Below are 12,840 nucleotides of genomic sequence, written 5' to 3' on the forward strand. Positions count from 1 at the left end.
TTATGTCTTTTAACTTTATTGCTGAGCAAGTCGCTCAGCAAAAAGAAAAATCACAATATCGCCAACGCCAATGTATAAGCGAGCAAAATGGCCGAGAGGTGGTTGTTGCAGGAAAACGCTATTTAAATTTTTCTTCTAATGATTATCTCGGCTTAAATCATCACCCTTCAATAAATAAAGCCTGGCAAGAAGGTGTCGATAAATACGGCAGTTGCGCAAGTGCTTCCAGTTTAATAACCGGTTTTCATTATGCACACCAAGCTTTAGAAGATGAAGTTTGTCAGTGGTTAAATAAACCACGGTGCTTACTTTATAGCAGTGGTTTTGCAGCTAATTCCGGTGTATTACAAGCCTTGGGTAAAAAAGACTGCCAATTTTTTCTAGACAAGTTAAGTCACGCTTCTTTAATTGATGGTGCTTTGGCTAGTGAAGCTTCCGTGAAGCGATATTTACACAATAATCATCAGCAACTTGAACAATATTTAGCGAAAAGTCCTGTTGACAATAAACTGATTATTTCTGAAGGTATTTTTAGCATGGATGGCGATCGCGCAGACGTTAGCCAGTTAATTATGATTGCTCAGCAGCAACAAGCTATGCTTTACATGGATGATGCACACAGTATTGGAATTATTGGTCATGCCGGTCAGGGCAGTAGTAGCTTTGGTCAGGTCGATATAGTAATGGCAACTTTTGGCAAAGCTTTAGCCACTAGTGGTGCATTTATCGCTTGTGATGAAGATGTTTATGATTACTTAGTCAATTTTTCTCGTCATTATATTTATTCAACCGCGATTTCCCCCGCCGTTGCTTGGGCGACAAAAACCAGTATCAAGCTTGCTCAAAAAGAGTCTTGGCGTAGAGATAATATTTTTGAATTGAGCGCGCTTTTATCAAATAAACTTGATAGTCAAATAACAATAATTCCGTCATCCTCTTCTATTCACGCTATTGTTATTGGCAGCGAAAAAAGAACACTAGAAATATGTCAACATTTGAAAAACAGAGGTATTTGGCTAACCGCGATACGCCCACCAACGGTTGCTAAAAACAGCTCAAGGTTACGCGTTACCATTACAGCTAACCATAAAGAATGTGATATCAAATACTTAGCTAATTGTTTGAATGAGGTTTTACGTTAATGCCTGAAGTGTTAAACAGAATTAAAATAGCCAAGTCATTTGGCTTAGCGAGTCAGTCGTATGATATTTCATCTCGATTACAACGCTATACGGGTAAGCACTTAATGTCTTTATTACCCAACCGTTCAGATCTAACTGTCGTCGACTTAGGCTCAGGTACCGGTTTTTTTACTGACATTCTTGCCAGTAAATTTCAACAAACTATTGGCGTTGATATCTCCGCTAAAATGCTGTCTTTTGCTCAAGAAAACCGCAGTAAGGAAATCTGCTGGTTAGAAGCTGATGCGTATTACCTGCCTTTTAAAGCCAACACAATTGATGTTATTTATTCTAATTTGGTTATTCAGTGGTGTGATCCACTCGATGATATTATTGAAGAAATATTACGCGTGCTCAAACCAGGAGGATTGTTTATATTTTCCACCTTACTCGATGGCACATTACATGAGTTAAAATCATCTTGGGCACAAGTCGATGATGAACAGCACGTGATTGACTTTAAAACAGATGCAAACCTAAAAGCTATTTTTGATAAGGCCTCATGTAAATTACTTGAACAAAAAACTCAAGACTTAGTATTAGAATATCAAAATGTTATACATCTAGCGCGAGAGTTGAAAGGGCTAGGCGCAAACCATGTCCCTAAACAGCAAGGCAAGGGTTTAGCGGGTAAAGATAAATGGCAAAAGATGACTAATTGCTATCAAGACTTTCAAGAGCCTAGTGGTATTTATCCGGCGACTTATAAGGTGTATTCTGCAATTATGGTAAAATTAAATGCTTAAAATTTTTATTACTGCCACAGATACTGATGCTGGAAAAACCTATTTTGCGCAAATACTCACCGCAGCCTTAGTTAAAAAAGATTATCAAGTTGCTGTATTTAAACCTATATCTGCAGGGTGTGAGCTTAAGCATACAGCGCAGGGTGAAATACTGGTCAATGAAGATGCACAATTATTGTTGCAGCAAGCAAACTGTGGACAAGGTATTAGTGAAATTAACCCTATTGCATTTGAACCGGCAATAGCACCACACATCGCCGCTAATTTAATGAATGTTGACATTAAACTCGCTGATATAAATGCGGGTTACGAGCGAATTATTGCTAGGGCTTGCGATATTGTTATCACTGAAGGTGCAGGGGGATGGCGACTACCTTTAGGTAAAGGTAGGTTTTTATCTGAGTTCGTACAGCAGACAAAACAGCAGGTAATATTGGTGGTGAATATGAAACTAGGGTGTTTAAATCATGCGGTTCTCACCTATGAAGCGATAGTTGCCGATGGTCTTGATTGTATTGGTTGGGTAGCAAACTGCGTTGAGCCAATGAATTATCTCGCTGAAAATATAGCTGAACTCAAAACACTTATTCCAATTCCAATGATTGCTCAACTCGGTTTTGAAACAGATATCAATAAAGCCAGTTCAAACGTTAATGTATCGTCGATAACGGCACGGCTTTAGCGACTAGTTTTACTTTAAATTATAGATAGAACAAGCAATAAGTGAGTGCCTTATCTGATTTATTGCTTGGTTTATTAATAGATAATTATCAGGCTTTTATCCTTACGAAAAAAGTCTAACGATAAAAGACTATTATCAATTTAATGCACTCCCTTTAACAATCCTCACAACTAATCTTGCAGTGTTTATCACCATGAACCTTGTTAAGTCTTACTCTTTCTTATTTTTCCATAATTTATAAATAATAATTCAGGGAAAACTCTTATTTATTTAACTCACTGATACACGCGCTTGCGATAAAGCCGGAACGTGTTTTATAAGTTGAAGACTTACTGACTCGGTTATCAATTTGTTTAATCAACAACTCCGGTAAGGTGACATTGATTTTATGACTTTTCCCTAAATAGGGTGTTATATCGATATCAAGAATACACCAAATAACATTTGGATAGGCTGTTAGATGATTTTCAATCGTTGTAGCGTGTGGGATGGCTTCACCATATTCGGCCAATATAGAAAGGTGTGCAGCGATGCTGTCATTAATATTGTTTAAAGAGACATCAATACTCTCACCATTACCTACACAACCGGGTAAGTCAGGGACGTATGTTTTGTAGTTTTCAACGCCAATTATTTTCTTTAATGCGATAGGGTATTTCATTGTTTTTGCCTCTTTAATTAACGCCCTTAAGTGTAACTCCAGTAACCCCGAATAGCAACAACATAACAACCCTGATAACTCCTTACTTAACCACTTAGTAACCCCGGTAACTCCTGCGATTACCGCGAGGACAACCCTAGTAACTCCAACTGTGTTACGAAGTGATTGGTCACTTAGCACTAGACACCTTGAAAATAAGGAAAGTGATAACGAGTTAAATTTTATCGTTATAGATAGTCAAGAATGCTTTAACGAAGCTAATACAGGGGGGTTGGGGTTACTTTGATTAAGTTGTTTGAGGGAGATTAACAAACAACAAAGGATTTTTAGCGACTCTTTCTAGCTGAATTATTCACATAAAGTAAGGTAGTAAAGGTATGGATAAACGTTTAATCAATAAAATATTTATTGATGAGATAAAGAGGTTTTATAGCAGGGAGTGTAGTTTTTGAACACAAAAAAAACGGCTAATTTTCATTAGCCGTTGTTATATTATTAACGTGGAGGTTACTTTTTACCGAGTAATAAAAATATTTGTTTAGCTACGTCGGTATTATCAACCTTGCCCTTTAAGACTTCACTGCTTTTACCTAGTGTATGTAAAGGAACATCAATTGCGGTGTGGCCGCCTGATGTCCAGCCAGTGTTTGTTCTAATATCTATAATGTTTTTAATTGCACTTGATATGATGTTATTCATGGTGGGCTCTTTAGTCTTTAGTTTTTCTTGTTCATCAAGTGATTTGTAAGTAGCAATTTCCTCAACTGCAAATATTTTCGCCGCTTCAATTTGTTCAACTTCGTTATTTGTTACATCGAAGTTAAGCAATTTACTTAATTCTTGTTGTGTTATTTGGCTGTTAGCTAACTGTTTAGCTATTGTGCTTGGCGAACTTTTCATTGTGCGTAAAACTTCAGGGTGCCACTCATACTTGCCACGTGCACCAACGGTTAAACCACCCGTACTATGATCAGCTGTTAATATAACTAACGTATCAGGGTTTTGTTTTACGTACTCTTCTAAGTACTCCATCGTTTTAGCTAAATCTGACATTTCAGCCATCGCCGTTGCTATATCATTAGAGTGACCAGCCCAATCTACTTGACTAGCTTCAACGAGCATAAAATAACCTTTACTATTTTCTAGTTGTTTAATTGCAACTTTAGTCATGGCGGATAAACGATATGGGTCACTATCATCTAAGGCTGACGGTAAACCAGTATCATCAAAAAGACCAATAACAGGCATATCTGCTTTAAGCGTGTTTAAGGCGTTGTAGTTATCAATATACTGAAATCCTGACGCTTTAAATTCTTCAATTAAATTTCTATCTTCACGTATAAAGTATTTCCAGCCCCCCCCAAAATAGACATCTGCTTTTATACCGTTATCTATATAGCTATCAGCAATAGCATTATAATTATTTCTGCTTTCATTATGTGTTAAATATCCAGCAGGGGTCGCATGATTTATTTGTGATGTTACGACAACACCTGTTTTTTTACCTTGTTTTCTGGCAAATTCAAGTACAGTTTCAACGCTGTTTTTATTCACGTCTAAAGCAATTGCGCCGTTGTAAGTTTTATAACCCGTGGCAAGTGCAGTAGCACCAGCGGCGGAATCAGTGACAACACCAGAAACACTTGCCGGATAAGTACTAGCTGAGCCAACAAGTAAACGGTCAAATACTGTTTCTTCTACAATGTCAGTTGTTGGGTCGTCGTTAAAGTATCGGTACGATGTTGTATAAGCGGGACCCATGCCATCAGCTATCACCATAATGATATTTTTTGGTGAAGGAATATTCTTAGCTGTCTCTGTATTTAAAAGCATTGCTGTTGAGTCATTATCAATCGTTTGACAGGCTGTTAATGCAAGTATAATGCTAACAGCAGATAGGAGTTTTTTCATTTTTATCTTCTTATATAAGTGTTAATAATTAATAAGGGTTGGTGATTATTTCAGATGACTCTTTAGTCTTCAGTAACAGGTCAATCCATACCATACGGTGATCGGAAGATGCTGCTCTGTTTTTTATTAACCTAAAAGTCTCTTCATTTTCTGTTGGCCAGTAAACACCTGATTTTTCAATAACTAATCCATATTTCGATGGTAACGCGTAATCGGCTCTCATTCGCCAGGAGGCCGTATGGTAATTTGCATGTTCGTTATTTTTACTGTGCTGTTTTCCCCCTTCGCTTTGGGGTAATGCATCTTGAATTTTATCATTATTTAGTAAGCTTGATATGGCCGAATTTAACGCATCACCCTCAACATTAGATGCATTAAGATCACCCAAAATAACAAAAGGTTCAAGGGATTTCAAACCTCCTTTTTGACCCTTGTCATCGTAAATGTATGCTGATTTTTCTGGCGAAATGTAATCATCCCAAAAACGAATTTCATCATGATTACGGTTACCATTTCTATTTTCTGGACCATCAAATATCGGCGGTGTAGGGTGGCTTGCTAAAATATGAACGACTTGCCCATTAACCTCAACCGGAATATCCCAATGAGATTTAGAAGATAAACGCATGTTTTGCCAAGCTTCATCACTAAACCAAGATGTCGAGGTTTTAGGATCTAAAGGTTGCAGGGCGTTAGGCATATCTCGCCACTTAAAGTACTGGAAGGTACGAATAGCGTCACTATTAATTGGGTACTTTGACAAGAGTACCAAACCAAAGTGACCTGAAAAATGTCCGTAACCAAAACCATCACCCGGCAAAACACCTTGTTTACCGTCGCCATCTAGATCATAGCCTGAATTGACACCCGTATTAACGGGTCCTTGATAAAAATAAGGAAAATCAATTTCTTTTTGTCCATTTTGGCTTTTGTTCAAATAACGTTTAATGAAAGTCTTTAGGGCGTGGTGGTGGTTATTGTTGCTATTATCTTGATTATCAAATTCATTCAGTAACAGAATGTCTGGGTTATTACGCTGAATAATTTCTGCAATATTTTTAATTTGTTGATGATCACTGTCTATGGCTATTTGCAGGGTGTTATTTGAAATATTAGGAGCCTCAGAACTCAGCGCAGACTGATAGTTTAAAGCCTCCATACTTACATTAAATGTTGCTATTTTAAGAGGCTGTGCTTGTGTTCTACTCATATAAGTTAGTGCTAATGTTAAGTAATAGGTTAAGTGTCGATGATTATATCAACGTTAGTGTAAACCGCAGCCACGTAAAATCATGTCAGTTAGAAAAGCGATGACATCTTCAACATCTTCATCTTCGTAATCCGCTCTATTCATAATCGTTAAAATTTGTGTTTCAAAATCGGCATAGTGTTGAGTTGCTGACCAAATAAGAAAAATTAAATGAGTAGGGTTAACATCGCGCATTTCTCCATTATCTATCCATTGCTGGAATAGTTGTGCTTTCTCTCTCACCCATTTTCTTTGATAGGTACGAGCAAAATCTTTCAAATGTTGTGCACCTTGAATAATCTCCATGGCATATATCTTTGAAGATTCAGGGTGTTTAAAAGACATCCTTACTTTTGCTTCAATAAATTTTTCAATAGCTGCTTTAGGACCGTCTTCAGGATTTATATCACCTATGCCTTCGTCCCACATTTGTAGGGTATGTTCTAGTACGGCATGGTATATATTTTCTTTATTCTTGAAATAATAAAGTATATTAGCCTTAGGTAGGCTTGCTCTATCGGCAATGGATTGTACCGTAGCGCCTTTATACCCTTGTAAAACAAATTCTGTACTAGCCGCTATTAAAATCTTGTGCTGGCTTAGTGCGCGAATATTCCCTGTTTTTTTTATTTCTTTGTTATTTTTCATTAAGTTGCTCAATATTTAAAATGCATAAATAAAACATTTTTAAGTTAAATTGTTATTATAATTTTACTTTAATACTATCTGTTGACCAAATAGTTAACTTTTATGGTTTGTTATACTTATCTTTATTTTATCATTGATTTAAATCACTAAATGCCATTTTTCAATGAAATTCTACTATAAATGTTTAGCCATTTATATGAAAGGGAACTTTAGTGCTTTAGTTGATGTTTTTAATTTCTCTATATAAAAACATTTAGTTAAATAATGAGTATTAATTGGCTTAAGGCCATGTATATATGGCTAATTGTTTATTATGGTCTGTTTTTTATCTAAATTGGCTCACTAAGCTTATAACTAAAAAGCCTTAAACCTGTTTATAGATAACAATATCTTATATAAAGGCCATCTTCGTTATTAATATAAATGATAGTCATAAGCTTACGATGCATCCCGTTGTTTATTAAAGCTTTTTAAAATACTTTTCTGGTTGATTTCTTTTTAATCACTAACAGATACTATTTGAATTTCAAAAACTCTGAAAATATGTAATGAAAGTGTAATAAAAATCTGGTCTAATTTCATCCGAAATTAAAAACAGAGCAACTGGTTAAGTTTTTTGGTTGCTAAAAAAAATAATTCGTAAACACTTAAAAACGTAATCAAGGAATAACCGATGAACACTCAACGTCTCTCACTTATTTCAAGTGCAGTTATTTTTGCACTTGGCTTATCGACTTCTGCTATGGCAAACGATACCTCCTCCGCTATTCGAGGTAGTATTGAAAATTCAGCGGGTGCTATTTCAGTTAACGCAAAAATTGAAATTATCCACGAACCTTCAGGCACAAAAACGCTTACCACTTCTAACGACGCTGGTAACTTTTCAAGTAAAGGTCTTCGCGTAGGCGGTCCTTACACGATTAAAATCACTGGTGAAAAAGGTGTTACTGTTTACAGAGATATCTTTTTAACACTAGGTGATACCTTTCGTTTAAATGCAAAACTTGAAGCTGCAGACGATGTTGAACGTATTTCTGTAACAGGTAGCAAGATTTTTTCTAATAATATTGGTAGCAACAGTTATTTTGGTGCTGATGATATTGTTAATGCTCCAAGTTTCGACCGTGATATCAAAGATATCGTTCGTAACAACCCTCTAGCCGTTTTATCTTCTAAAGATGGCGAGTTAAGTGTTGCCGGTACTAACCCAAGATTTAACAGCATCAGTGTTGACGGTATTAGCCAAAATGATGACTTTGGTCTGAATGCCAATGGTTACCCTACAACGCGTTCACCTATTTCTCTTGACGCGATTGAACAGGTAACTATCGATGTTACTCCTTTCAATGCAAAAGACAGCGGCTTCCAAGGCGCTAAGATTAACGCAGTAACAAAATCAGGTACCAACGAGTTATCAGGTTCATTCTTTTATGAAACTCAAAATGACGGCATGGCCGGCACACCTAAAAATGGTACAGACGAAGCACCATTAGATTTTGATGAAACAACTTTTGGTGCAACCCTTGGTGGCGCTATTATTGAAGATGAATTGTTTTTCTTCGCTTCATACGAATATTACGAAGCAACATCAACTGTTGAGTGGGGACCAGATGGCGCTAACGTACCTAACTCTGCTGATGCCAGCGTTGCTGATGTTTTAGAAGTACAAAGAATTGCTCGTGAAGTCTACGGCGTAGAGCCAGGCGAATGGGATTTATCTCCTAAAGTAGACGATGAAAAATTATTGTTGAAACTCGATTGGAACATTAACGATGATCATCGTTCAGCGTTTACTTACCAATATACTAAAGGTAACAGTACACGTAACCAGTCTACTTATGGTGGCGAATTACGTTTATCATCACATTGGTATGACAGAACTGAAGAATTAAACAACTACGCGTTTAAACTTTATTCTGATTGGAATGACGATTTTTCAACTCAACTTAGCCTAACTTACCTTGATAACCCAACAACTCAAGCTTCATTAGGTGATTATTCTGACACTGTTATTCAAGCTGATTCTGGTGATATCGCAATTGGTGCAGATCACTCTCGCCATTCTAACGATTTACATAAAAAGACTTTTATCATGGCTTTAGACGGTGATTACCTAGTGGGCGATCACAGTTTAACTTTTGGTTACCAGTTTAAGCGTTTAGACATTTTTAACTTGTTTTTACAAAACACCAAAGGCGATTACCGTTTTGGTAGTATTGAAGACTTTGAAAATAAAGTGGCAAACAGAGTTATCTACCAAAATGCAACGAGCTTAGATGCAAATGACGCAGCCGCTTCATTTGTTCGTGACGAGCATGCTTTTTACATTCAAGATGAATGGATGTTCAATGACGATATTACTATCGACATGGGTTTAAGATACGAAATGTTAGCGTCTAGCGACATACCTACCTATAACGAACAATCTCAAGCACGTACAGGTTATGACAATACTGACAACTTAGACGGTACGGGTATTTTCTTACCACGCTTTGGTATTAAGTGGGATGCAAGTGATGACCTTATCGTTCGCGGTGGTGTTGGTCGTTATTCTGGTGGTCAACCAACAGTTTGGGTATCTAACTCTTATTCAAACCCTGGCGTTGGAATCGGTAAAGTTTTTGAAAACGGTACCTTTGAAAATGTAGATATTAGCGGTCCACGTCAAGAAGATAAAGACACAGTAGCTAATTCAACCACATTTGCTGGCACAAACTTTGTTGATCCAAACTTTGATTTACCTTCTGATTGGCGCTACCAGATAGCTCTTGATTACCGCTTCGATATTCCGGTATTAGGTGAAGACTTTTTATTAACCACAGAATACTTATACAAAAAGTCAGAGAATACTGCTTTTTGGCAAGATGCAAGTTTGTTGGGTGATGAAGATGGCACGACAGCAGATGGCGGTCGTACTATTTATGATGATGCCGATGGTTCAATTACTGACTTAATGTTAACAAATGCCGGTAAAGATGGTCGTTCTAAAATCTTCAGCGTTGTTTTGAACAAAGATTGGGACAGTGGTGTTAGATTAACAACGTCATACACTAACCAAGATGTAACTGATGCACACACAAGTACAAGTGCTACAGCAGGCAGTAACTTTGGCTATAATACGGTGATTAACCGTAATGACGCTGTAGTAGGTCGTTCTGGTTTTGAAACAGAACACAGATTTGTTGTTAACTTAGGTTATGAAACTGAATTTGTTGCAGGTTACAAAACTAATATCAACTTGTTCTTCGAACGCCGTTCAGGCAAGCCAGTAACTTTCTATGCTGACGGTACTGACGTAGATGGAAGAAGTGGCCCAGGTCGCGACCCTTATGGTTTATTAAGCCCTGGTACTACTAACGATTCGTTCTTACCTTATATTCCTACACCAGGTGATACTAACGTTGTTTTCACTTCAGCGGAAAATGAAGCTAACTTCTTTGAAGCGATTAACGACTTAGGTTTAGATAAATATGCCGGTGGTTACTTACCAAAAGGCGTAATAACTACTCCATGGGTAACAACACTTGATTTAAGCATTCGTCAAGAAATCCCAGGGTTTAAAGAAGGCCACAAAGGTATGGTTTACTTAACGGTTGATAATCTATTAAATCTTGTAGATAGCAGCAAAGGTAAAGTATACGGAAGCGACTTCGGTACTCAAGAGTTAGTTGAATTTACTGTTGACCCAGCAACAAGACAATATGTATATGGCCGTTCTATCTCACAAAATGATGATGGTAGTTACGCAGACAATAAATTTTATACGACTGATTCTGCATGGCGTATAAAAGTGGGTGTTAGCTACAAGTTCTAACCACACTGTAATCTATTGAAATATAAACCCTTTAGTTTACTAAAGGGTTTTTTTTTACAAAAAATTTAGCCATGTAAGTGATACCTTAAATGCATTACTTGACCACTTGGTCAGCTATGGTATTCTCACAGGTCTACATTACTCTTGAATTTTTACAATAATGAATAAAAATACCATAGAAATACCTGCAGAATTAAAAGTAGCCGCTAAAGAAGCTTATTTAAAAGCTTATGCGCCTTATAGTAAGTTTCATGTCGGTGCTGCGGCTTTAACCACTTCCGGTACGATTGTCCAAGGGTGTAATGTTGAAAATGCCTCTTACGGTTTAACTGTCTGTGCAGAACGAAATTGCATAAGCCATGCCGTGATAAAGGGTGAGCAAAGTTTTCAAATGATCGTTATATATACCGAGCAAGAAAAAATGACACCTCCGTGTGGCGCTTGCCGACAGGTTATTGCTGAATTTTTTGAACAATCAGCACCTGTGATAGCGTTTAATCACAAAGACAAACAACAAGTGTGGAGTGTCGCTGAGCTTTTACCTGATGCTTTTACGCCAAAATATTTATTGGACATTTAAGGATATCCATCAATGATATTACCCCAAGAAATTATTCGCACTAAGCGCGATGGTAAAATTCTCAATCAAAGCCAAATTCACGATTTTGTTAATGGTTTAGTTGATGGTAGCTTTTCTGACAGCCAAGTCGGTGCAATGGCGATGGCAATTTTTCAGCAAGGATTATCGGTTGAAGAAAAAGTAACGCTCACCACCGCCATGATGAACTCGGGTGATGTGCTCTCTTGGGAGGGCTATGATGCCCCTATCGTTGATAAACACTCTACGGGTGGCGTAGGTGATAAAGTCAGCTTTATGTTAGCTGCTATTGTTTCTGCGTGTGGCGCTTATGTGCCAATGATCTCAGGTAGAGGGTTAGGGCATACCGGAGGTACATCAGATAAATTAGAAAGTATTGCCGGTTTTAATGTAGAACCAACAATTAGCGAGTTTAAGCGTATTGTTAAAGACGTGGGCGTAGCCATTATTTCTCAAACAGATAATTTAGCGCCAGCAGATAAACGCCTTTATGGTATTCGTGATGTGACCGCGACGGTTGAATCTATTCCACTGATAACCGCTTCAATTTTATCTAAAAAACTTGCGGCAGGTCTTGATACTTTAGTGATGGATGTCAAAGTGGGTAATGGCGCGATGATGTCATCTCTTGAAGATGCTAAAGCGCTTGCCGATAGTATTTCTAGTGTCGCCAATGGTGCAGGGGTTAATACTCAAGCGATCATTACTGACATGAATCAGGTATTAGGCACCAGTGCCGGTAATGCCATTGAAATGTATGAAACCGCTAAATATCTGACGGGTAAACAACGCGAACCTCGTTTACATAAAGTCGTTAAAACATTAGCCTGTGCGATGCTTGTGAATTCGGGCTTAGCCAGCGATGAGCAAACCGCTTACCTTAAAATTGACAAAGCCCTTCATTCAGGGCAAGCAGCTGAAATATTTGAGCGGATGATAGCGGCGTTAGGCGGGCCAAAAGATTTTGTTGAAAACCCATGGGGCTCAATGAATAAAGCGGCCATTATTATGGAAGTTAAAGCCAGTCAACATGGCTATTTAGCTCAAATGAACACTCGAGATATTGGTATGTCAGTGGTGGGATTAGGCGGCGGAAGAACTGCGCCAAAACAAAAAGTTAATCACAGTGTTGGCTTCGATAGAATTTTACCGCTTGGGGTTCAGGTTAATAGTGGTGAAGTCATCGCTCGTGTACACGCCAAAGACGAAAATTCAGCGCTGTTAGCCGCAGAGCAATTTAAACAAGCGATCACTTATTCTGAAGAAAGTCCTGAATTACCACCGGTTATTTATTAAATAAGGCCGATATAAACAAAGCAGTTATAGACAATGCCGATATAGGTAATATCT

Annotated in this window: 10 protein-coding genes; 6 read left to right on the forward strand and 4 right to left on the reverse strand. The window is 37.7% G+C overall.

Annotated elements, in window-relative coordinates:
• Nucleotides 1-2 precede the first annotated feature (2 nt).
• From H4J70_RS00295 to bioD, 3 genes are read left to right on the forward strand one after another with little or no spacing between them, the layout of a single operon-like run.
• On the forward strand, nt 3-1,142 hold the full coding sequence (locus H4J70_RS00295) for an 8-amino-7-oxononanoate synthase (protein WP_182244670.1): 1,140 nt from the start codon (nt 3-5) through the stop codon (nt 1,140-1,142).
• Nucleotides 1,142-1,927, forward strand: coding sequence for a malonyl-ACP O-methyltransferase BioC (bioC, locus tag H4J70_RS00300; protein WP_182215194.1), 786 nt, complete (start codon nt 1,142-1,144; stop codon nt 1,925-1,927). The genes H4J70_RS00295 and bioC overlap by 1 nt, the downstream gene beginning before the upstream one ends.
• Nucleotides 1,920-2,609: a dethiobiotin synthase gene (bioD, locus tag H4J70_RS00305; protein ID WP_182215192.1), complete on the forward strand. Its 690-nt coding sequence runs from the start codon at nt 1,920-1,922 to the stop codon at nt 2,607-2,609. The genes bioC and bioD overlap by 8 nt, the downstream gene beginning before the upstream one ends.
• 262 nt (nt 2,610-2,871) lie before the next feature.
• Here bioD and H4J70_RS00310 read toward each other — a convergent pair whose 3' ends face one another.
• The 4 genes from H4J70_RS00310 to H4J70_RS00325 form a co-directional block, all read right to left on the reverse strand.
• Nucleotides 2,872-3,270 carry a type II toxin-antitoxin system HicB family antitoxin gene (locus tag H4J70_RS00310; RefSeq protein WP_070373558.1) on the reverse strand — a complete coding sequence of 133 codons (399 nt, stop codon included), beginning with the start codon at nt 3,268-3,270 and terminating at the stop codon, nt 2,872-2,874.
• A gap of 507 nt (nt 3,271-3,777) precedes the next feature.
• Entirely contained in the window at nt 3,778-5,181 is a 1,404-nt protein-coding gene (locus H4J70_RS00315; RefSeq protein ID WP_182221933.1) for an alkaline phosphatase, read from the reverse strand.
• A 28-nt stretch (nt 5,182-5,209) separates the two neighbouring features.
• Nucleotides 5,210-6,391 carry an endonuclease/exonuclease/phosphatase family protein gene (locus H4J70_RS00320; protein WP_182250457.1) on the reverse strand — a complete coding sequence of 394 codons (1,182 nt, stop codon included), beginning with the start codon at nt 6,389-6,391 and terminating at the stop codon, nt 5,210-5,212.
• Nucleotides 6,392-6,445: 54 nt separating this feature from the next.
• Nucleotides 6,446-7,090, reverse strand: a complete 645-nt coding sequence (locus H4J70_RS00325; protein ID WP_259367747.1) for a TetR/AcrR family transcriptional regulator — start codon at nt 7,088-7,090, stop codon at nt 6,446-6,448.
• A gap of 661 nt (nt 7,091-7,751) precedes the next feature.
• Between H4J70_RS00325 and H4J70_RS00330 the strand changes: the two genes are divergently transcribed.
• The 3 genes from H4J70_RS00330 to deoA all read left to right on the forward strand — a co-directional run bounded on the left by H4J70_RS00330 (nt 7,752) and on the right by deoA (nt 12,786).
• Nucleotides 7,752-10,892 (forward strand): TonB-dependent receptor, encoded by a 3,141-nt coding sequence (locus H4J70_RS00330; protein ID WP_182250458.1) that lies wholly within the window; start codon nt 7,752-7,754, stop codon nt 10,890-10,892.
• A 160-nt stretch (nt 10,893-11,052) separates the two neighbouring features.
• Entirely contained in the window at nt 11,053-11,472 is a 420-nt protein-coding gene (locus H4J70_RS00335) for a cytidine deaminase (protein WP_070373562.1), read from the forward strand.
• 12 nt (nt 11,473-11,484) lie between these two features.
• Nucleotides 11,485-12,786, forward strand: a complete 1,302-nt coding sequence (deoA, locus tag H4J70_RS00340; protein ID WP_182221936.1) for a thymidine phosphorylase — start codon at nt 11,485-11,487, stop codon at nt 12,784-12,786.
• Nucleotides 12,787-12,840 lie beyond the last annotated feature (54 nt).

It is taken from the genome of Colwellia sp. BRX8-9 (assembly GCF_014077245.1).
Lineage (GTDB): Bacteria > Pseudomonadota > Gammaproteobacteria > Enterobacterales > Alteromonadaceae > Colwellia_A.

What these genes read in the sequence shown, in the direction of transcription:
- bioD (WP_182215192.1), top strand. Translation starts at nt 1,920, where the DNA reads ATGCTTAAAATTTTTATTACTGCCACAGATACTGATGCTGGAAAAACC.
- H4J70_RS00320 (WP_182250457.1), bottom strand. Translation starts at nt 6,391, where the DNA reads ATGAGTAGAACACAAGCACAGCCTCTTAAAATAGCAACATTTAATGTA.
- H4J70_RS00315 (WP_182221933.1), bottom strand. Translation starts at nt 5,181, where the DNA reads ATGAAAAAACTCCTATCTGCTGTTAGCATTATACTTGCATTAACAGCC.
- H4J70_RS00335 (WP_070373562.1), top strand. Translation starts at nt 11,053, where the DNA reads ATGAATAAAAATACCATAGAAATACCTGCAGAATTAAAAGTAGCCGCT.
- H4J70_RS00330 (WP_182250458.1), top strand. Translation starts at nt 7,752, where the DNA reads ATGAACACTCAACGTCTCTCACTTATTTCAAGTGCAGTTATTTTTGCA.
- deoA (WP_182221936.1), top strand. Translation starts at nt 11,485, where the DNA reads ATGATATTACCCCAAGAAATTATTCGCACTAAGCGCGATGGTAAAATT.
- H4J70_RS00310 (WP_070373558.1), bottom strand. Translation starts at nt 3,270, where the DNA reads ATGAAATACCCTATCGCATTAAAGAAAATAATTGGCGTTGAAAACTAC.
- H4J70_RS00295 (WP_182244670.1), top strand. Translation starts at nt 3, where the DNA reads ATGTCTTTTAACTTTATTGCTGAGCAAGTCGCTCAGCAAAAAGAAAAA.
- bioC (WP_182215194.1), top strand. Translation starts at nt 1,142, where the DNA reads ATGCCTGAAGTGTTAAACAGAATTAAAATAGCCAAGTCATTTGGCTTA.